Source organism: Bacillus sp. B1-WWTP-T-0.5-Post-4 (genome assembly GCF_009183795.1).
Taxonomy (GTDB): Bacteria; Bacillota; Bacilli; order Bacillales; family Bacillaceae_G; genus Bacillus_A; species Bacillus_A cereus.
This window is the reverse complement of sequence record NZ_WEIJ01000004.1, coordinates 20,660-39,681: the sequence shown is the minus strand read 5'-3', so window position 1 is coordinate 39,681 and position 19,022 is coordinate 20,660. Positions and strand designations below refer to the sequence as shown.

The window sequence follows — 19,022 nt, the reverse complement described above, 5'->3', positions numbered from 1 at the left end:
AATAAAGAAGTCGTTTATCTCTCGCTTAGAGGGATGAACGACTTTTTTGTTTTTGTATGATAAATAATATAGAGAGGAGGAATTAGGTTGAAAGAACAGGGTATTTTAAAGGAACTTGATGAGGTTATAGATAACATTAATCATTTAACTGGAGAAGATGCTAGAGCATTTTTGAAATTTACACATGGGTACTTAAACATAGTAGAAGAGGGAGAGGGTACTTTTACTCATAGTGATTTTGTTGAAAAGGTTGCAGGGCTTTATAAGAAGGATATGGCTAAGGTTATTGAGCTTAGAAAAGAACAAATTAAAAAATCACCTTAATCCATTCATTAAGGTGATTAAAAGTATTATTCAGCTGGAGGCGTAAATGTACGTTTCTCTAATTCAGCATCTAGCATAAACAGTGCGTTTGAATCGCTTGTAATACGTTTTAATTTTTGAATGATGCTATCGAATGAAGCTTCTTCTTCAACTTGTTCGTCAACGAACCATTTTAAGAATGTAATTGTTGCATGTTCACGCTCGTCCCAAGCGATATCAGATAAGTTATAAATACGTTTCGTTACTTCACGCTCGTGCTCAAGTGCGACTTCAAAAGCGTTTAATACAGATTCGTATTCGTTATTCGGATTATCAAATCCAGTAATAATAGCGCGCTCTCCGCGGTCATTAATATAGTTGTAAAGCTTCATTGCGTGGAAACGTTCTTCTTCAGCTTGTACAAGGAAAAAGTTAGCGAATCCATCATAGCTCTCAGCTGTACAGTAAGCAGCCATTGCCATATAAGCATGGGCAGAATAAAATTCAAAGTTCATTTGTTCATTTAATGCGTCGTGCAATTTTTTTGATAACATAAAATCCCCCTTAGTATTGTGACAAGAATATTATACCATAATTGATAATGTTCTCATTTAGATACTTCGAACCTTTTCGAAAGCTTTGTGACGTGTGCGTCCATAATGTCTTGTAAGTCTAAATCATATTTTTGCGAAAGAATAATAAGGTTAGATAGTACATCGCCAAGTTCTTCTTTTAGTTCTTGTTTTAGCTCTTCTTCTGTTTTCGCCTCTTCATCAGGGCGATCGCGGCCAATTTCAATAGCACGAACGACTCGTGAAACTTCCCCAACTTCCTCGGTTAAGAAATTTAAGCGAATAAAGGCATTATACTGTGACCAGCTTCGTTTTTCGTAAAATTCCTCAACCCATCTTTGAAATGCAACGATATCCATTTCTTCCTCATCTCCTCAATATGTTGTACAATGTTCATTGTATCATAACAATATATAGTATCGGGGTGTAGGAATGAGAAAGATTTGTGTGTTTGCAGGTTCTAATTTAGGGGAGAGACCAGAATTCAAAGAGCAGGCAATTCAGTTAGGTAAAATGTTTGTTGAGAACGACTATGAGCTCGTATACGGTGGTTCATGTGTCGGATTAATGGGAGAAGTAGCAAACGAAGTTCTTCGTTTAGGTGGACGTGTAACAGGTGTTATGCCGCGCGGTCTATTTCGAGGAGAAATTGTACATACAGGATTAACAGAATTAATTGAAGTAGAAACAATGCACGAACGTAAAGCGAAAATGGCAGAGCTTGCGGATGCTTTTATCGCGCTTCCAGGCGGATACGGAACGTTTGAAGAACTATTTGAAGTTGTATGTTGGTCACAAATTGGTATACATAATAAGCCGGTTGGTTTATTAAACATAAAAGGTTTTTACGGACCAATTTTGCAAATGGTTGAACGTGCAGCGGAAGAAGGATTTATGAATCCATCGAATAAAGAATTGATCGTTTCAGCTGAGACAGCAGATAAACTAATTCATGCAATCCAAAATTATGAGCGTCCTGTTTTGGGAACGAAGTGGAAGCAACTATCATAGCAAATACGGAAACACATGTCGTTTTAATGTAAGACGGCATGTGTTTTTAATTTGGTTAAATATGTTAATGTTTAGATGTAATGTTTTTGGGAAAGGAGAAATAGATGGAGGAATTCGTATATTTACGTCCGGTTTTTAAAAGTATTTTAGCAGCATCTATTCTTGTTATGCTAATTGTTTTGAGACAGAAGAAAGAGTTGATTAATGAATTTTCGCTTTGGTTTATCTCGGTATTGTGTATCGGTGTTTCCGGGATAACGTTGTTTATGTCCGGATTTATCGTTGATGATTATAATCTAGGTGGAGATCCACAATCGTTTTGTATGTTTATTGCGATTGGTTGTATTAGCGGTCTGAATTTCATTATTTATTACAGAAGGCAATAAAAGAGGCATTCCATATTACTTTGGAATGCCTTTATCATTTTGATTGCTTTGTTTTTTATACAGGTACCAGCCACCCCAGCCGCCACCAATTGCTGCGACAACGAGGAAAGCATAGTCCTTAACCTCGACACGTATATTGAAAATATTAGCTATAAGTAAGAGAATCCCAACTGTTATTAACGCAAAAAATGCTCTAATTAAGTAGTCTTTCAACTGAACCACTCCCGTCATTTAAGTAGTAAATGATGAATTTGGAAAAGCTAAAGGGTGTTTCCTATATTTTAACATAGATGAGATTGTAATATATTGATAAAAGTAGGGGAGAGGGGCGCTGATATTGTCGTGATTTGTCGGCAAATCGATATCCTTTGTCAAATCGTTGATATATTGCGGGTAATGATCGATATAATGAAAAAATCGTTGATATATTGCGAGTTATGATCGATATATTTGAAAAATCGTTGATATAATTTCGTGTACCGTTAAGTGCGACCATTACATAAAAAAGCGACTCTAAACGAGCCGCTTCTGCTTTAAAGTCTATTATTGATTCAAGAACGCACGTAGCATCCAAGCGTGTTTTTCTAGTTCTGTGTAGATGCCTAGTAGTAGGTCAGATGTCATTTCATCGTCAGAGTCTTGAGCGATTTCCATGCCTTTTTTCAGTTCGACTAGCATCATTTCGTAGTCTTTCATGATTGCTTCGACCATCCCTTCTGCAGTTTCTCCGTATGCTGCTTCTTGAATAGAAGATAGTTCTAAGTATTCTTTCATTGTTGCTACTGGTTTGCCGCCAATTGCTAAAATACGTTCTGCAATTTCATCGATGTGAGTAGCTGATTCTGTGTAAAGTTCTTCAAATTTCTCGTGTAATGTGAAGAATTGAGGTCCTTTTACGTACCAATGGAAGTTGTGAAGTTTTGTGAATAAAACGCTCCAGTCTGCTACTTGTTTGTTTAATACTTCGATTACTTGTTTGTTCATTATGATCAATCTCCTTTTGAGTTGTTATGTGATATCAATTACTAATTTATAATAATTATAATATAGTAATCTCTATAAATCAACCCTTTTGCTGGAATTAATTTGAACAAATTATGAACTCTTGTAAATAAAAGGCCCTATTACGGTGAAGTAATAGGGCCTTTGTTTGAGATATGGCTCTTGTTCTAAACGAGCCGCTTGTGCTTTTAGTGATATCCAGCTCCGGTGACTAGACCAGTCGGTCATTTCGCGCCTTCCTGTGAGGCAAAGAACGCCTCTTCGTCAGGAGCTCCAATGCCCTCCTGTTCTGAGCAAGTCACCTCCGCTTTTAATTAATATCCAGCTCCGGTGACTAGACCAGTCGGTTGTTTCACTCCTTCATTTGAGGCAAAAAGCGCCTCAAATGAAGGAGTTCCAACACCCTCCTGTTCTGAACGAGCCACTTCCGCTTTTATTTGTTAAACGGCTTTTTGTTTTTCTTCTACATCCTGCCCATCCCAGCACTCTGTATTCTTTAAGCCAGGGATAGAGTTTGCAACGAAGACAGGATCTTTTCCTTGTTCCTTTTGCTTCAAATAGTCTACTAATGCAGCGTAAGCAAATTTGCTAAGGAATGAGATGGCAATTAAGTTTGTGAATACCATTAGTCCCATGAATAAATCAGCTAAACTCCAAACTGTTTTAAGAGCAGCGATTGATCCGAAGAATACCATTCCGACAACTGCAACGCGATAAATCATTAGCCATGTTTTGCTTTCTTTAATGAATGCGATATTTGTTTCACCATAATAGTAGTTTCCTAGAAGTGAACTGAAAGCGAATAGGAAAATAATAATCGCTAAGAAAGTGCTTGCCCACGGTCCAATTTGTGAACTTAATGCGTTTTGTGTTAATTCGATACCTTCTAAATTTGATCCTTTGTAAAGCCCAGAACATAATACAATAAATGCTGTTGATGTACATACTAAGAATGTATCTACGAAAACGCCTAACGCTTGAACAAGCCCTTGTTTTACAGGGTGAGATACATCAGATGTTGCGGCTGCATTAGGAGAACTACCCATTCCCGCTTCTGTAGCGAATAAACCGCGCTGAATTCCGAACTTGATTGCTGCTCCAATACCACCAGCGATAGCTTGGTCTAAACCGAATGCACCGTTAAAGATTTCCATGAAAATGCTTGGTAACATACTGAAGTTGTTAATAACGACAAAAATAGCCACGCCGATATAAACGATTGCCATTGGCGGAACAATCATTTCTGTAATACGTGAAATGCTCTTAATGCCACCAAAAATAATAACTGCAACTAATAAGGCTAATAGAGCTCCTACGATTGTTCGCTCTAGTCCAAAAGCATTTTCAAACGCTATTGTTACTGTATTTGCTTGCACTGAATTGAAAATTAATCCGTACGCAACTGTAATAAGAAGTGAAAACCAGACGCCCATCCAGCGTTTGTTTAACCCTTTTTCCATGTAATATGCTGGTCCACCACGGAACCTACTTCCATCTTTTACTTTATAAATTTGCGCAAGTGTACATTCTACAAAACTAGTAGCTGCTCCGATAATTGCGATAAACCACATCCAAAATATTGCGCCAGGTCCACCCATTGAAATTGCTAATGCTACACCAGCTAAGTTTCCGATACCGATACGTGCTGCTGCACTTAAGCAAAATGCTTGGAATGGTGAGATGCTATCTTTCTTTTTTTCTTTTCGATTAAACCCTTTACTAATTAAGCTGACCATCTCACTGAAATGAGTAATTTGGACAAATTTTAATTTAAAAGAGAAGTAAAGACCGAAGCCGATTAGCATTGCAATAAGAATATATGACCATAAAATATTATTCGTTACCTCAAGGAATCTGCTAAAGATATCAACCATATAATACACTTCCTTTTTTTCGTAATAAGAAAATTATATGCAAAAAATATACGAGAATCAATTTTTCTAAAAAATTATGTTACTTAAATCTTTTTTGTGTTATGATTATGTTACATCGTAATATTTTTAGAATTATTTACATTTTAAAAAACTAAATTTAAAGCGAGAAGGTGGGGATAATTTGAAAGAAAATTCTTTATGGAAAGTAAGCCTTGAGAGTTTGAAAATGAGAAGTAATATATTTTTTATCATTACATCTTTAAGTATCTTTTTAGGGCTCACTTATTATTACAATAAAAGATTTCCAAATCACAAATATCCTGAGTGGTTAGAATTTCTAAAGTTGATTGGATGAATAAAAGACAGAAAAACAGAAAATTAAAATAAACAAGTTATGGAGGAGCTAAAAATGAATATTAGAGAAAGTGAACTTCCAGGTATTGGTTATAAGTTTCAAATCGTTACGAAAGGTAACGAAAAGATGGTAATTGTCATTCATGATGATGGTCGTAGAGAAATGTATCATTTTGATTCAGATCATGAAGAAAGCATCTCAAGTATTTCACTACGTGACTCAGAGGCGAGACAAATCGCTGCAATATTAGGTGGAATGGTATATAAGCCTAGGGCGTTAGAAAATGTTGAGATGGTTTTTGAAGGTTTAGCGATTGAGTGGTTCAAAGTGGAGAATACAGCTCCAGCAATCGGAAAAACAATTGGCGATCTTGAAATAAGAAAAACATATAGCGTAACCATAATCGCAGTTATGAAGAAGAACATGAAGAAGCTATTTAATCCAGGACCAGAAACAGTAATTGAAGAAGGAGATATGCTTGTAGTTTCAGGTGAGAGAGAAGAAATAAAAAAAATCATTAATGAATTACTTTCAAATAGGGGGGACTGATTAGATGGATACGTTAATTTTTGAAGTTGGTACAGCTTTAGTTTTAGTGGCAATTGCAGCAGTAATTGCTGGAAAATTTAAATTCTCAGTAATTCCTTTTCTAATCGTTCTTGGAATGTTAGTAGGACCGCATGCACCGACAATAGGTGTTATCGATCTCAAATTTATTGAAAGTGCAAGTGTAATTTCCTTCCTTGGACGGATTGGGGTTCTATTCCTTCTATTCTATCTAGGATTAGAATTTTCAATGAAAAAACTAATTAAATCTGGACGCTCTATTGCGATTGGCGGAACGATTTATATTTTAATTAACTTTTCACTTGGTTTGTTATACGGATTTATAATGGGATTCCCATTACTAGAAATCTTAATTATTGCGGGTATTATTACGATTTCTTCTAGCGCTATCGTTGCTAAAGTGTTAGTGGACTTAAGAAGAACTGGTAATAATGAAACCGAATTAATTTTAGGAATTATTATGTTTGAAGATATATTCCTTGCTGTATATTTATCAGTTGTTTCTGGTTTAGTACTTGGAGATCACGCTTCCTTCTTAGGTGCCCTTACTTCAATTGGAATTGCTTTAGGATATATGCTTCTATTCTTTATAGTAGCTAGAAAGGCTACGCCGTTATTAAATAAATTGCTCAATATTAGCTCAGATGAAATCTTTATTATTGTAGTATTTGCTTCTTTATTCTTCATTGCTGGTTTTTCAGAAACAATTCACGTTGCAGAAGCAATTGGAGCACTTCTTCTAGGATTAGTTTTCTCTGAGACAGAGCATAGTGACCGAATTGAACATCTTGTTGTTCCATTTAGAGACTTTTTCGGAGCTATTTTCTTCTTCAGCTTCGGGTTAAGTATTGATCCGTTCTCATTAGGCGGAGCGATATGGTTAACGTTAGGTGCTGTCCTTCTTACGATAATCGGTAACTTTGTAGCAGGAATGATCGCAGGAAGACAAGCTGGATTATCTCATAAAGCATCAACAAATATCGGATTAACAATCGTTTCAAGAGGAGAGTTCTCCATCATTATGGCTAATATCGGTATCGCCGGTGGCTTAATGTCAGTACTGAAACCATTCTCAGCACTATACGTGCTTATACTATCCATTTTAGGCCCACTTCTGACAAAAGAGTCGAAGAATGTATATAAATTCTTAAATAAAATCTTTAAGTGGGATACGAAGACTAACTAAATTGAAAAAAATAAAAGTACAAGATATTTCCTGCTTGTACTTTTATTTTTGTAATGAAAACAGTAAAGAGAGGTAAATGATGTTAGGAGAGTTGATTCATTCGGTTTTAGTTTTTTTAGAAGGACTTGGTTATTGGGGAATTATGCTTGGATTAATGCTAGAGGTTATTCCAAGTGAAATCGTATTGTCTTATGCAGGTTATTTAGTATCAACAGGAAGCATTACATTTTGGGGCGCTGTCGCGTTCGGTACAATTGGTGGTGTAATTGCACAACTATTCATTTATTGGATTGGTCGATATGGAGGAAGACCTGTTCTTGAGCGATATGGAAAATATATTTTAATTCAGAAGAAACATATTGATTATGCTGAAGATTGGTTTAATCGTTATGGAATTGGCGTTATCTTTACCGCACGTTTTATTCCGGTTGTGCGTCATGCTATTTCGATACCAGCGGGTATTGCGAAAATGTCACATGCTAAGTTTATTACGCTAACTACATTAGCTGTTATTCCGTGGTCAATTGTGTTTGTATATTTAGGTTTTAAATTAGGAACAGAGTGGGAAAGTATTAATAAAGTTGCGGGGCCATATGTGAAATACTTTGCACTTGCTGCTATTGTTTGTGCACTTGGTTATTTTGTATTAAAAAAAATGATGAAAAAAAAGTGATTACAGAAAAGGAATCTATGTCGACGTAGATTCCTTTTTTATTGGCATTTTTTCAAGGATGAAAGAATACGTTTAATATTTACCATATTGTGGCATACATATAGAAAAAGGGTGCTTGGAAAGGGGAATAAAGAGAAATGGAACTCCAGTTTCAAAATGTATATCAACAGGTAGAGAATTGGTATGTGTTGGATTCGGAGCTTCCTTGGGATGTCAAAAAGTTGAGAGAGGATTTGTTTTCTCTTATTGAAGTATGTAAAACGCCCGTTATTTTTTGTGATACGTGTGATGCAAATGATGTGCTTCTATCATTAGGGGAAGAGGAAGAAGAGTTCCTATTCCCGGTAGGTGGTTTTTATCATAAAGAAAAGCAATTAATTTTCGTTTGTATGTGGGAAGAGTATGAGCAAGTTCTCAAAACGCTACTGCATGAATTCCGCCATGCGATGCAGCATAAGAGAGATATATTGTATGTGGGAAGTGAACGGTACGAAGAGCGGTGGATTGAAAAAGATGCGAGGAAGTTCGCGGAGAGGAAATTAGATGAATATAAGAGTAGAAAGTTAATGTAAAGCATAGTGGAGAAATAGCGCTGTGCTTTTTATGCTTATTAAAAATAAGTATTTGACTTTTATTAAGTTTAGTTCTAAACTAATGATATGAAACGAGCGAGGTGATGAAATGAAAACAGAAGATAGACTAGGGCTACTATTATGGTTTCGTTTGTCACGCTTTTATAATAAGAGTATTCGTGAGACGAATCAGCATTTGAAAAAATGGAATATATCTGCCGCCCAGTTTGATGTGTTAGCTCAAGTTGGAGGACATAATCGTTTAACGCAGCAAGAACTTGGGAATAAGCTATTTGTTACGAAAGGAAATGTGACGCAGCTTTTAAATAAAATGGAGCAGCTTGAGTGGATTCATCGTGAGCAAGAGGGTACTACGAAATATATTTCGTTAACAGAAAAGGGCAGAGCTTTATATGAGGAAATTGTTCCACCTCAAGAAACGTTCCAAGCAGAGAAGTTTCATAATTTAAATATAGAAGAACAAAATCAATTATTAACACTACTAAAAAAGTTACAGTAAGAAAAAAATTTTAAAATAAATCTCGAATTCGAGATAGTATGAGGTGAAGGATATGTTTAGAAAAGTTGATCATAAAAATATGGGCAGAGCAAATCATGGTTGGTTAAATACACATTTTCATTTTTCTTTTGCCAATTACTACAATCCAAATAACATGAGCTTCGGATCGTTACGTGTTATTAATGATGATCTAGTAGCGGCACAAACTGGTTTTGATATGCATCCGCACCGTGATATGGAGATTATTTCTTACGTTGTAGATGGTGCTTTAACACATGAAGACAGCATGGGAAATCGCGGAACGATTGAGCGTGGACATGTTCAATATATGAGTGCTGGCACGGGTGTATTTCATAGCGAGCATAATTTAGGCGATGAAACGCTGCGTTTATTACAAATTTGGATTTTACCAGACCGCGCAGATCATAAACCAAACTATGGTGAGTTTAAATTTGATTGGAGCAAGCGTAAAAATGAATGGTTCCATATGGTATCTTCAGTAGAAGGAAATGCACCAATTCAAATTCACCAAGATGCGAATTTATATTCTTTATCATTAGAGGCTGGAAAAGAAATTCATTTTCCAGTGAAAGAAGGCCGTCAATTGTACCTTGTACAAATTGAAGGAAGCAGTGTAATAAATGGTGAAACGTTTGTTATGCGGGATGCAGCAGAAGCGGTAGAAGAAGATATTCACATTCAAGCGAAAGAGCAATCACACTATTTAGCAATTGAATTGAAAAAACAATAAAAGGTTTATAGAAAAGAGGACATCCGATAGATGTCTTCTTTTTTTGATTGGAATTATCTGAAAAATGTTTCTCAAATTTTTGGTAGAGGTATCGGCTGGGAAAATAAGAATTGTATAAAAGTGTCAAAAATCTTTATGGGAATGGGGAATGTTATAGTGAAAAAGCAAGTCATTTCATCAGCATTAGCGTTAACTGTTATCGCCGGGGGATTTGGAGCGTTTGGGGCAACGACAACGAAAGCGGAAGAACAAAAAATTCAATATCATCAAGAATTTAAAACACCTGCATACATAGGTGAAGAATGGAAAGCACCGGAAGGACTAGATAAAAAAGAGACAGTCTTTCAATACTTAGAGAGTAAGAAAGATATGTTTAAATTAGCAGGAAATATTGAAAAGCATTTTAATATCGTTGGGGAAGAAAAAGACGCTGAATCTGATACGACACATGTGAAGCTAGTTGAGAAACATAATAACATTCCTGTGTACGGTTCTGATCAAACTGTTACACTTGATAAAGAGAATAATGTAAAAGCATTCTTCGGACAAGTTATTCCGAATTTAGATGATAAAAATATTCCTGCAGCTGCAAGCATTACTGCGGAACAAGCAGAAACAATTGCAAAGGCAGATATTGAGAAAGAAATTGGTAAAGTAAAGAGTTATGACGGTGTGAAAAAAGATTTATTTGTATATGAAAAGGACGGTAATTACTACCTTGCATACTTAGTTAAGGCATCGATTTCAAAACCAGCTCCAGGATATTGGCATTATTTTGTTGATGCAACGAATGGAAATGTTATTGAGAAATATAACGCTGTAGATAACATTACTGGATTTGGTTACGGAGTATTAGGTGCTAGACAATCATTTGAAATTGCTCAAGATACGAAAACAGGACAATTCAACTTGTTTGATGGTAAACGAGGACAAGGTGTTCATACATTTGATGCAGAAAATATGGACGAGAACTGGTTTAATTTATTCTCACAATGGCTTGGATATACAGGAGAAGAAGTTGAAAGTAAATCTAAGTTCTTCGAAGATAAAGCTGCAGTTGATGCGCATGTAAATGCAGGAAAAGTATATGATTACTACAAAAAGACATTTAATCGTAACTCTTTCGATGATAAAGGTGCGAAGCTTATTTCAACTGTTCACGTAGGTACAGCTTGGAATAACGCAGCTTGGAATGGTGTGCAAATGATGTACGGTGATGGCGATGGAAAAACGTTCATTCCATTATCTGCTGGACTTGATGTTATCGGTCACGAATTAACGCATGCTGTAACTGAACATACAGCAAACCTTGTTTACAAAAATGAGTCAGGGGCGTTAAATGAATCGTTATCTGATATTATGGGTGTTATGGTTGAGAAGAAGAGCTGGGATTTAGGTGCTGATATTTATACACCTGATAAACCTGGTGATGCACTTCGCTCTCTTAAAGACCCAGCGTCTATTCCAAATCCATTAAAACCAAGTGAAGGTTACCCAGATCACTATAGTAAACGTTATACTGGAACAGCTGATAATGGTGGTGTTCATATTAACAGCAGTATTAACAATAAAGCTGCATATTTAGTATCTGAAGGCGGAGATCATTACGGCGTGAAAGTAACTGGAGTGGGCCGTGAAGCGACAGAAAAAATTTACTACCGTGCTCTTACGAAATATTTAACTGCAAACTCTGACTTCAAAATGATGCGTCAAGCTGCTCTTCAGTCAGCTGAAGATTTATATGGTAAAAACTCTAAAGCTGTACAAGCTGTAACGAAAGCTTATGATGCAGTAGGTGTAAAATAATAAGAGAAAAGACCTGACATCCTAGTCAGGTCTTTTCTTTATCCCGCTATCCGCAAATGATGAAATTTCCACTTTATTTAGTCGCGAATACCTAATGCGATTTTCGCCATACGTGACATACGTTCTTTCGACCACGGTGGATTCCAAACGACATTTACTTCTATTTCATTAACTTCAGGTACGTTTGTTGATAATACTTTTTTAACGTCTGATACGATTTGCCCAGCCATTGGACAACCGATAGAAGTCATAGTCATCGTAATGACAGCATTATTATTTTCATCTGCTGTAACATCATAAACTAATCCAAGATTAACGATATCAACACCTAGTTCAGGGTCAATAACAGCCTCTAAATTGGCAAGTAATTTATTTTCAAATGCTTCTTGTGACATAAGCAGCCCCTCCTACACTTTAATGATATCGATTCTCATTATAACGGAAATGAGCATAATGTGCAGGAAATGAGCTCAAAAAAATATCCCTCTTTCAAAGAAGGGATATTTTTTGAACATCTATTCTGTTTTAAAATGAGATACGAGTTGATCTAACTCTTCAACTGTTTGTTTCATTTTTCTAGCAGTTACTGTCATTTCATTCATAACAATAACTTTCTGTTCAGCAGATTGTGCCGTTGCGGCAGTTTCGCTCGATACTTCAGTAGAGATAGAAGCGATGTTATTAAGTGAAGCATTCATTTCTTCAGCACTTGCAGCCATTTCTTCAGCAGTTGCTGATATATCTTGCATTTGAGTAGATACTTTATTTACTTGTTCCACAATTGTTGTGAAAGAAGTACCAGCTTCACGAATAACATTGATACCTTCAAATGCTTCAGAACGGCCTTGAGACATCATAGAGCTAGCAGTTTCTGTATCATTTTGAATTTGATGTAGTAATTGATTAATGTCTGTTGCAGCTGTTTTAGATTGTTCAGCAAGCTTTCGAACTTCGTCAGCTACGACAGCAAATCCTTTTCCTTGCTCCCCAGCACGAGCTGCCTCAATAGAAGCATTTAAAGCAAGTAAGTTTGTTTGCTCAGCAATATTAGAAATAGATTGTACAGCAGTATCAATATATTTTGTATGAGTGATTAGACGTTCAACCACTTCTGACGTAGCATTTACAGCTTCGTGTATTGTTGTCATTTGTGAAACAGATTTTTGGATAACGGTACTTCCATCGCTAGCATGTTCAGATGTGGCAACAGCAAGTTCCGCTACAGATGAAGCAGATTCAGCAATGCGCTGAACACTTACTGCCATATCATCCATTGCAGTTGAACTTTCTTCCATACTAGAAGTTTGTGATTGAATACTTGCATTTAAGTTGGACATCGAGCTTTGGACTCTTAATGTCGCCTCACGTGATGTATTCGTTTTTTCTAGCATATTTTCAGAAGCGGTTTGTACTTCCACTGATGTTTTTTGAACACGATTAATAATATGTTGTAGGTTTTCTAACATTTTATTAAATGATGTTGCGATAGCACCTATTTCATCGTTGCTATTTACTTGTAGACGTGCCGTTAAGTCACCTTCTTGAGAGGCTAATTCTTTTAGTTTTGTATCAATTTGTTGAATTGGTTTCACAAGTTTACCAGAGAACCACCATGCAAGAATAATTGCAACGACAATACAAATAACAAGTGATAGAAAGACTGCATATTCAATTCCTAGTGAAGATTGATCAATTTGTTCAATAGATTGTTCACGTAATTTAGCTTGTTCATTACTGTAATTTGTGAAGTCACCAATTACTTTATAGACCGTTCCGTTTTCTGAAGAAGCTACTTGTAAAGCTTCTTCCCATTTTTGTTCTTTTGCAAGAGTGAATACTTTTTCTTCAACGAACTTTCTCCAAGTAGACCCTAATTCCATTGTGCTTTTTACGGACGAAGAAAGATTTGGATTAGAAAGAAGTTTATCTTTTGAATCCTCAAGACGTTTACTCATCTCATTAAACTTGTCTAATTCGACTTGATCATGTTGTAGTAAATAACCTCTTAAAGCAGATAGCTGTACTTGATAAGCATCTCCACGCTCTTTCAATTCTGTTGCCAGTGGAGAAATTTCTTTTTGTAATGTTTCAGCTTTACGAGATTGGTCAATAGCAAAAAATAAAATAAATGCTAAGGCGATACCAAATAAAGCGCAAATCGTTCCCATCATGAACATAAGTTTTTTTCTGATACTTACAAAATTCATATGATTAAAAGCCTCCTTTGTGAAATCTTAGTATTAGAATTAATAAATGTAAAAAATTGAAAGAAAGCTTTACTCCAGTTGGAATAAAGCTTTCTTATTTCCTTTAGGAATTATAGCAGACGGAATGAGAGATAGAAAGAGATATTTTAAAGTGAAAAAAGAGAGCCTGTAAAACTTTCATTCCTATACCTTTGAGCTCGTGTCATTTTCACTTTAAGCGTTTGTTTTGAAATGAGAGACGAGAACTTCAAGTTCTTGTACGATTGTTTTCATTTCAGATGATTTTTTAGCCACGATACTCATTTTGTTTACTTGATCACCAGCCGAATGCGCTGTTTGTGATGTTTCTGCAGCAACTTCGTTTGAAATAGAAGCGATATTATTTAAAGCTGCGTTCATTTCTTCAGAGCTTGCAGCCATCTCTTCAGCAGTTGCAGACATTTCTTGCATTTGTGTAGAGACTTTGTTAATGTGGTTAACAATTTCTGAGAATGAAGATCCGGCGGTACGAATAACCGTAATTCCTTCAGAAGCTTCTGTTTGACCTTGTGTCATCATGTCATTTGCTATTTTTGTATCAGCTTGAATTTGATGAAGTAAATGGTTAATGTCAGTTGCGGCTAGTTGAGATTGTTCAGCAAGTTTTCGAACTTCATCGGCAACAACAGCGAATCCCTTTCCATGTTCACCAGCACGAGCTGCTTCAATAGAAGCATTTAAAGCGAGTAAATTTGTTTGGTCGGCGATATTCGAAATAGATTGAAGTGCAGTATCTATATGATTTGTATGTGTAATGAGTCGCTCAACTACTTGTGATGTAGCGTTAACAGCTTCGTTAATTGTATGCATTTGTGTAATAGATTTCTCAATGACTTTATTCCCATCATCTGCTTTTTCTGAAGTTGTGACAGCTAAACTAGTAACAGAAGAGGCGGACTCAGCGATACGCTGAACACTCGTTGCCATGTCATCCATTGCGGTTGAACTTTCTTCAATGCTAGAAACTTGTGAACGAATATTGTGTTCAAGAGCATTCATAGTTTCTTGGGTTCTTGCGGTATTTTCCATAGAAGCGGTTGTTTCGATAAATACATTTTCGGAAGCTTCTTTTACACTTGTTGATGTTTGTTGAACTTGTTTTATTATATGCTGTAAGTTAGTGAGCATTTGATTAAAGGAATTTGCAATGTCACCAATTTCATCTTTACTTGTTACGTGTAATCTAGCCGTTAAATCTCCATCTTGAGAAGCTAATTCTTTTAACTTCTCATCAATTTGTCGAATTGGTTTAACGAGTTTACCAGAGAACCACCATGCTAATAAGATAGACGTTAATGTACATGTAATGAGTGAGAAGAAAATAATATATTGAATAAGTGATGAAGAAGACTCGACATCAGCAATTAATGCGTCACGTTTCTCATTCTCTTCATTTGTATATTTATTAAAACGACCTAAAAGATCATTTACATAATCTGTTTGTGCTAAAGCAATTTTGGATGCTTCGTCCCATTTTCCTTCACGCGCAAGAGGTAGTACCTCATTATCTATGACGCTACGCCATTTTCCCCCCATTAAAATAGCTTCTTTCATTCCTTCTGGGAGCTTCTTGTCACTTGTTACTTTCTCTCTAGTATCAGCTAATTTTTTCCCTTCTCGATTGAACTTATCTAATCCTTTTTGATCATGTGATAGCAAATATTCTTGTAAACCAGCAACTTGTGCTTGGAACCAATCGCCACGTTCTTTTAAAATCGTCGCTCTTTTTGATACATCATTTTTTAACGTTTTGATTTCACTTGCTTGATTCATGGCGAATGAAAGAATAACAATAAGAGCAATGCTAAATAAAGAAGAAATGCTTAAGAGTGTGAACAGTAGTTTTTTTCGAATACTAACATATTTCATCGTTACCCCTACCCTCATTTAAACTATTTATTATGATTTATAGATATTTAAAACAAAATTAATAAAAACATTATTATGAAGTTATTAATCTGTTCAATGAAAATTATAGCAGATAATGGAAGGAGTCAGATTGATATTAGAAAAAGTTCTTAAAATGTATACATTTGCATATCATAAAATTCATAAATAAATATTAGAAATGCTATTGAAATTTGAAATGACATCATGTATACTTCTAATTAGTTGATAACGATTATCAGTATCAACCGGAAACATTACTCTTCGTTATGTTGGTCATACCCCTTTTTGACGACGTAAGTCAGAGACGAAATGTTGAAATATCTTGTGTCCTATTCTACAGAATTATGGTAATCTCCAACCTCAACTTATATGCGTGAGCATGCAAAAAGGATCCTATCCGTGAAGGGATCCTTTTTTGCATGCTGTCGCAATTATTGTATATAGACCAGGGATACGTTCTTCGATTCCTTCTGGTGCAGTAGAAGGAAAGACCCATCTTTGATGAGATCCATGTTCTTCAACTAGTTTTTCGATTTTAAAATGTTCTTCCGCAAGTGTTGTAATAATTTCTCCTAGCGTCCAGCGACGGATGGTTGTTTTAGGTAGCGATTCTTTCTGTGCTTCTGTAAGAAGGATGCTATAAGCAACATCATCTTCAATCAATTCTTCATCAAAATAATTTCCATTGGCCTGAAATGATGGGTGGTCGACTCCTAATAATTTCGTGTAAACAGGATGATAGTCACGAAGGATAAGCATTCCATCTCGCTTAAGTAAAGGAGCAATTTTTTGAAAGAGTGGTTTTAAATCTAGAAAGTAATGGAGTACACCAAGTTCCAGCAATACGATATCAAATGATTCGGAGAGCTGCACATTTAATACATCAGAAACGACATACTGGATAGAGACACCTGCTGCGTCCGCAAGTTCATTTGCATATTTTGCATTACTTGCTGAAATATCAACAACTGTTACGTCAGAGCCTAAAAGAGCGAGAGCAACAGCTTTATTTCCTTTTGAGCCGAGTAAATTAATAATACATTTTCCTTTTGGAGATTGTATGTAAGGTAAATAATGTGCTACTTCGCGTGTGGGATCTTCCATGATTTTTTTCGCATAATCCTCCGGTGCCCCATGGCGATTCGTCCAAGCTTCATAAGCAGCTGTATTCCAGCTTTTTTCATTTATAGTGCTTAGTTGTTTTTGGTTCAATGTTATCACTCCTTTTGTGAACGTATAGGTATTCGGCGGGAGGATGGGATTTCCTTTTCGTTCTGGATAAAAGTTTGATTTTTCTGTGATTAAGTCGTAAAATACTTGTTATACGTAAAAGCGTTGAAAAGGAAAAGTAGGATGAACACATTCTTTCCAGAGAGCTTCGGTAGCTGAGAAGAAGCAAGAATATTCATTTGAACAATGGCCTTTGAGCTTCGTCCTGAACTTATCAAATGATAATAGTAGGCGGCGACGAGAGTTGGTACTCGTTATCAAAACCACAGTATAAGAGCACATAGCTCCGTACTTGTTAAGGCTAATTATGTGAGTAATTGGCGAAATAAGGTGGTACCGCGACTGTTTATACAGCCCCGCCCTTATCTTTTTTAAGATAAGGGCGGGGCTTTTTATATTTAAAAGGAGGAATGTAAGATGAGTATTTTTATTGGAGGCGCTTGGCCGTATGCAAATGGTTCGTTACACCTTGGCCATATTGCGAGTTTGTTACCTGGAGATATTTTAGCGCGTTATTACAGGGCAAAAGGTGAGAATGTGCTGTATGTTTCAGGGAGTGATTGTAATGGAACACCTATTGCAATTAGAGCAAAACAAGAAGGTGTGACAGCGAAAGAAATTGCTGATAAGTATCATGAAGAGTTCCAGCGATGTTTTCGTAGCCTTGGTTTTACTTATGATTGCTATACACGTACAGATAGTGAGCACCATCATGAAACAGTTCAAAATGTTTTTTTACGTTTATTAGGAGAAGGACATATTTATAAAAAAACAGTGGAACAAGCGTATTGTGAAACGTGTACGCAGTTTTTACCGGATCGTTATGTAGAAGGAATATGTCCACATTGCCATGAAGCAGCAAGAGGAGATCAATGCGATGCTTGTTCTGCTATTTTAGATCCTCTCGATTTGTTAGAAAAGAAATGTAAGTTATGTGGTAGTACGCCATCTGTAGAGGAAACAGAGCATTTCTATTTTGCATTGCATACATTTCAGCAGCAAATTAAAAGGGCTGTAGAAATTGCCAAACAAACAGGGACATGGCGCGACAATGCGATTCAACTAACAGAGAGATATGTAAAGGAAGGATTACTAGATAGGGCCGTATCACGTGATTTACCAATTGGAGTACCAATTCCAGTAGAAGGGTATGAAGATAAGAAAATTTACGTATGGATTGAAGCAGTGACAGGCTATTATTCAGCGAGTAAACATTGGGCTGAAGAAACAGGGAAAGATGATCAAGAGTTTTGGGATAGAGAAGCGAAAACATATTATGTGCACGGAAAGGATAATATTCCGTTTCATTCCGTCATTTGGCCAGCGGTATTACTTGGAATAGGGGAGGAAGCAATCCCGCGTCATATCGTTTCGAATGAATATTTAACAGTTGAAAAAAGAAAATTATCTACAAGTAAAAATTGGGCAGTATGGGTGCCTGACATATTAGAACGCTATGATCCAGATTCTATTCGTTACTTTTTAACCGTCAACGCACCAGAAAATCGCGATACTGATTTTTCATGGCGGGAATTTATTTACAGTCATAATAGTGAATTGTTAGGTGCATACGGGAACTTTGTGAACCGGACATTAAAGTTTATTGAAAAATATTATGGTGGTATCGTGCCGAAGGGAAGTATTGAGGTAGAGCTGAAAGATAAAGTAGAAGGATTATATAAACATGTAGGAGAGGCGATTGAGCAAACTAAATTTAAGGTGGCGTTAGAAACAATATTTGATGCAGTACGTTTTGCAAATAAATATTTTGATGAAAAGCAGCCTTGGAAACAAAGAGAAGATGATCCAGTTTCATGTGAAGAAACGATTTATAACTGTGTGTATCTTATCGCTAATTTTGCCCATCTCCTTGAACCATTTTTACCATTTTCAAGTGAAAGAGTTCGAAACACATTGTCGATTGTGGAACGAAATTGGGCACCTCAAAATACGTTGCCAAGTAGAATTGATGGTGTGCAGCCACTATTTGAGCGAATCGATGTAAAACAAATTGAGCATGAGATAGAGAAGCTGTATGGAGCGGTAAAATGAGATAGAGAAAAAGACCTTTCAAGTAA

At 36.1% G+C, this 19,022-nt stretch carries 20 protein-coding genes and 1 other annotated feature; of the genes, 11 read left to right on the top strand and 9 right to left on the bottom strand.

All coding sequences use genetic code 11. From position 1 onward, the window contains the following. The first annotated feature begins 87 nt into the window (after window positions 1-87). The gene (locus GBN91_RS14455) at window positions 88-324 is read left to right on the top strand and encodes a hypothetical protein (RefSeq protein ID WP_000662911.1); all 237 of its coding nucleotides are present in this window, start codon (window positions 88-90) and stop codon (window positions 322-324) included. 26 nt (window positions 325-350) lie between these two features. Here GBN91_RS14455 and GBN91_RS14450 read toward each other — a convergent pair whose 3' ends face one another. Together GBN91_RS14450 and GBN91_RS14445 are read right to left on the bottom strand one after the other, a co-directional pair. Next, entirely contained in the window at window positions 351-857 is a 507-nt protein-coding gene (locus tag GBN91_RS14450; RefSeq protein ID WP_000949403.1) for a ferritin, read from the bottom strand. A 53-nt stretch (window positions 858-910) separates the two neighbouring features. After that, window positions 911-1,234 carry a MazG nucleotide pyrophosphohydrolase domain-containing protein gene (locus tag GBN91_RS14445; RefSeq protein ID WP_000355758.1) on the bottom strand — a complete coding sequence of 108 codons (324 nt, stop codon included), beginning with the start codon at window positions 1,232-1,234 and terminating at the stop codon, window positions 911-913. A gap of 73 nt (window positions 1,235-1,307) precedes the next feature. On the opposite strand from GBN91_RS14445, the gene GBN91_RS14440 reads away from it, so the two are divergent. After that, window positions 1,308-1,886 (top strand): LOG family protein, encoded by a 579-nt coding sequence (locus GBN91_RS14440; RefSeq protein WP_001225751.1) that lies wholly within the window; start codon window positions 1,308-1,310, stop codon window positions 1,884-1,886. Window positions 1,887-1,990: 104 nt separating this feature from the next. Next, entirely contained in the window at window positions 1,991-2,272 is a 282-nt protein-coding gene (locus tag GBN91_RS14430; RefSeq protein ID WP_152121646.1) for a hypothetical protein, read from the top strand. A gap of 15 nt (window positions 2,273-2,287) precedes the next feature. Here the strand turns inward: GBN91_RS14430 and GBN91_RS14425 are convergent, their stop codons facing one another. From GBN91_RS14425 to GBN91_RS14410, 3 genes are all read right to left on the bottom strand, one after another. Beyond that, the gene (locus tag GBN91_RS14425) at window positions 2,288-2,485 is read right to left on the bottom strand and encodes a hypothetical protein (RefSeq protein ID WP_086388925.1); all 198 of its coding nucleotides are present in this window, start codon (window positions 2,483-2,485) and stop codon (window positions 2,288-2,290) included. A gap of 330 nt (window positions 2,486-2,815) precedes the next feature. Beyond that, complete coding sequence (locus tag GBN91_RS14415; RefSeq protein WP_001041895.1) at window positions 2,816-3,256, bottom strand: Dps family protein; 441 nt, start codon at window positions 3,254-3,256, stop codon at window positions 2,816-2,818. Window positions 3,257-3,714: 458 nt separating this feature from the next. Beyond that, on the bottom strand, window positions 3,715-5,148 hold the full coding sequence (locus GBN91_RS14410; protein WP_152121644.1) for an alanine/glycine:cation symporter family protein: 1,434 nt from the start codon (window positions 5,146-5,148) through the stop codon (window positions 3,715-3,717). A gap of 409 nt (window positions 5,149-5,557) precedes the next feature. Between GBN91_RS14410 and GBN91_RS14405 the strand changes: the two genes are divergently transcribed. The 7 genes from GBN91_RS14405 (at window position 5,558) to GBN91_RS14375 (ending at window position 11,578) form a co-directional block, all read left to right on the top strand. After that, window positions 5,558-6,052, top strand: a complete 495-nt coding sequence (locus GBN91_RS14405; RefSeq protein ID WP_001026075.1) for a cation:proton antiporter regulatory subunit — start codon at window positions 5,558-5,560, stop codon at window positions 6,050-6,052. A 4-nt stretch (window positions 6,053-6,056) separates the two neighbouring features. Further along, on the top strand, window positions 6,057-7,256 hold the full coding sequence (locus GBN91_RS14400; protein WP_000380223.1) for a cation:proton antiporter: 1,200 nt from the start codon (window positions 6,057-6,059) through the stop codon (window positions 7,254-7,256). Between the two features lie 79 nt (window positions 7,257-7,335). Continuing rightward, window positions 7,336-7,929: an undecaprenyl phosphate transporter UptA gene (uptA, locus tag GBN91_RS14395; protein ID WP_152121643.1), complete on the top strand. Its 594-nt coding sequence runs from the start codon at window positions 7,336-7,338 to the stop codon at window positions 7,927-7,929. Window positions 7,930-8,066: 137 nt separating this feature from the next. Then, window positions 8,067-8,501 (top strand): DUF3920 family protein, encoded by a 435-nt coding sequence (locus GBN91_RS14390; protein WP_000422801.1) that lies wholly within the window; start codon window positions 8,067-8,069, stop codon window positions 8,499-8,501. Window positions 8,502-8,610: 109 nt separating this feature from the next. Then, on the top strand, window positions 8,611-9,021 hold the full coding sequence (locus tag GBN91_RS14385; RefSeq protein ID WP_000845466.1) for a MarR family winged helix-turn-helix transcriptional regulator: 411 nt from the start codon (window positions 8,611-8,613) through the stop codon (window positions 9,019-9,021). Window positions 9,022-9,073: 52 nt separating this feature from the next. Further along, a complete protein-coding gene (locus tag GBN91_RS14380; protein ID WP_000488964.1) occupies window positions 9,074-9,772 on the top strand; it encodes a pirin family protein in 699 nt (232 codons plus the stop codon). A 156-nt stretch (window positions 9,773-9,928) separates the two neighbouring features. Then, on the top strand, window positions 9,929-11,578 hold the full coding sequence (locus GBN91_RS14375; protein WP_033685825.1) for a M4 family metallopeptidase: 1,650 nt from the start codon (window positions 9,929-9,931) through the stop codon (window positions 11,576-11,578). A 77-nt stretch (window positions 11,579-11,655) separates the two neighbouring features. Here GBN91_RS14375 and GBN91_RS14370 read toward each other — a convergent pair whose 3' ends face one another. From GBN91_RS14370 to GBN91_RS14355, 4 genes are all read right to left on the bottom strand, one after another. Continuing rightward, a complete protein-coding gene (locus GBN91_RS14370; RefSeq protein WP_000076422.1) occupies window positions 11,656-11,973 on the bottom strand; it encodes a metal-sulfur cluster assembly factor in 318 nt (105 codons plus the stop codon). Window positions 11,974-12,093: 120 nt separating this feature from the next. Then, entirely contained in the window at window positions 12,094-13,785 is a 1,692-nt protein-coding gene (locus tag GBN91_RS14365; protein ID WP_016110910.1) for a methyl-accepting chemotaxis protein, read from the bottom strand. Between the two features lie 213 nt (window positions 13,786-13,998). Next, on the bottom strand, window positions 13,999-15,693 hold the full coding sequence (locus tag GBN91_RS14360; protein ID WP_149150021.1) for a methyl-accepting chemotaxis protein: 1,695 nt from the start codon (window positions 15,691-15,693) through the stop codon (window positions 13,999-14,001). Window positions 15,694-16,107: 414 nt separating this feature from the next. Then, on the bottom strand, window positions 16,108-16,926 hold the full coding sequence (locus GBN91_RS14355; protein ID WP_149150020.1) for a class I SAM-dependent methyltransferase: 819 nt from the start codon (window positions 16,924-16,926) through the stop codon (window positions 16,108-16,110). A 114-nt stretch (window positions 16,927-17,040) separates the two neighbouring features. Continuing rightward, window positions 17,041-17,311, top strand: a binding site (T-box leader). Window positions 17,312-17,361: 50 nt separating this feature from the next. Between GBN91_RS14355 and metG the strand changes: the two genes are divergently transcribed. Next, window positions 17,362-18,996 carry a methionine--tRNA ligase gene (gene metG / locus GBN91_RS14350; protein ID WP_149150019.1) on the top strand — a complete coding sequence of 545 codons (1,635 nt, stop codon included), beginning with the start codon at window positions 17,362-17,364 and terminating at the stop codon, window positions 18,994-18,996. Window positions 18,997-19,022 lie beyond the last annotated feature (26 nt).

Coding starts and splice junctions, on each gene's coding strand:
- GBN91_RS14380 (WP_000488964.1), top strand. CDS start 9,074: ATGTTTAGAAAAGTTGATCATAAAAATATGGGCAGAGCAAATCATGGT.
- GBN91_RS14390 (WP_000422801.1), top strand. CDS start 8,067: ATGGAACTCCAGTTTCAAAATGTATATCAACAGGTAGAGAATTGGTAT.
- GBN91_RS14415 (WP_001041895.1), bottom strand. CDS start 3,256: ATGAACAAACAAGTAATCGAAGTATTAAACAAACAAGTAGCAGACTGG.
- uptA (WP_152121643.1), top strand. CDS start 7,336: ATGTTAGGAGAGTTGATTCATTCGGTTTTAGTTTTTTTAGAAGGACTT.
- GBN91_RS14365 (WP_016110910.1), bottom strand. CDS start 13,785: ATGAATTTTGTAAGTATCAGAAAAAAACTTATGTTCATGATGGGAACG.
- GBN91_RS14370 (WP_000076422.1), bottom strand. CDS start 11,973: ATGTCACAAGAAGCATTTGAAAATAAATTACTTGCCAATTTAGAGGCT.
- metG (WP_149150019.1), top strand. CDS start 17,362: ATGAGTATTTTTATTGGAGGCGCTTGGCCGTATGCAAATGGTTCGTTA.
- GBN91_RS14410 (WP_152121644.1), bottom strand. CDS start 5,148: ATGGTTGATATCTTTAGCAGATTCCTTGAGGTAACGAATAATATTTTA.
- GBN91_RS14360 (WP_149150021.1), bottom strand. CDS start 15,693: ATGAAATATGTTAGTATTCGAAAAAAACTACTGTTCACACTCTTAAGC.
- GBN91_RS14385 (WP_000845466.1), top strand. CDS start 8,611: ATGAAAACAGAAGATAGACTAGGGCTACTATTATGGTTTCGTTTGTCA.
- GBN91_RS14440 (WP_001225751.1), top strand. CDS start 1,308: ATGAGAAAGATTTGTGTGTTTGCAGGTTCTAATTTAGGGGAGAGACCA.
- GBN91_RS14400 (WP_000380223.1), top strand. CDS start 6,057: ATGGATACGTTAATTTTTGAAGTTGGTACAGCTTTAGTTTTAGTGGCA.
- GBN91_RS14405 (WP_001026075.1), top strand. CDS start 5,558: ATGAATATTAGAGAAAGTGAACTTCCAGGTATTGGTTATAAGTTTCAA.
- GBN91_RS14450 (WP_000949403.1), bottom strand. CDS start 857: ATGTTATCAAAAAAATTGCACGACGCATTAAATGAACAAATGAACTTT.
- GBN91_RS14430 (WP_152121646.1), top strand. CDS start 1,991: ATGGAGGAATTCGTATATTTACGTCCGGTTTTTAAAAGTATTTTAGCA.
- GBN91_RS14445 (WP_000355758.1), bottom strand. CDS start 1,234: ATGGATATCGTTGCATTTCAAAGATGGGTTGAGGAATTTTACGAAAAA.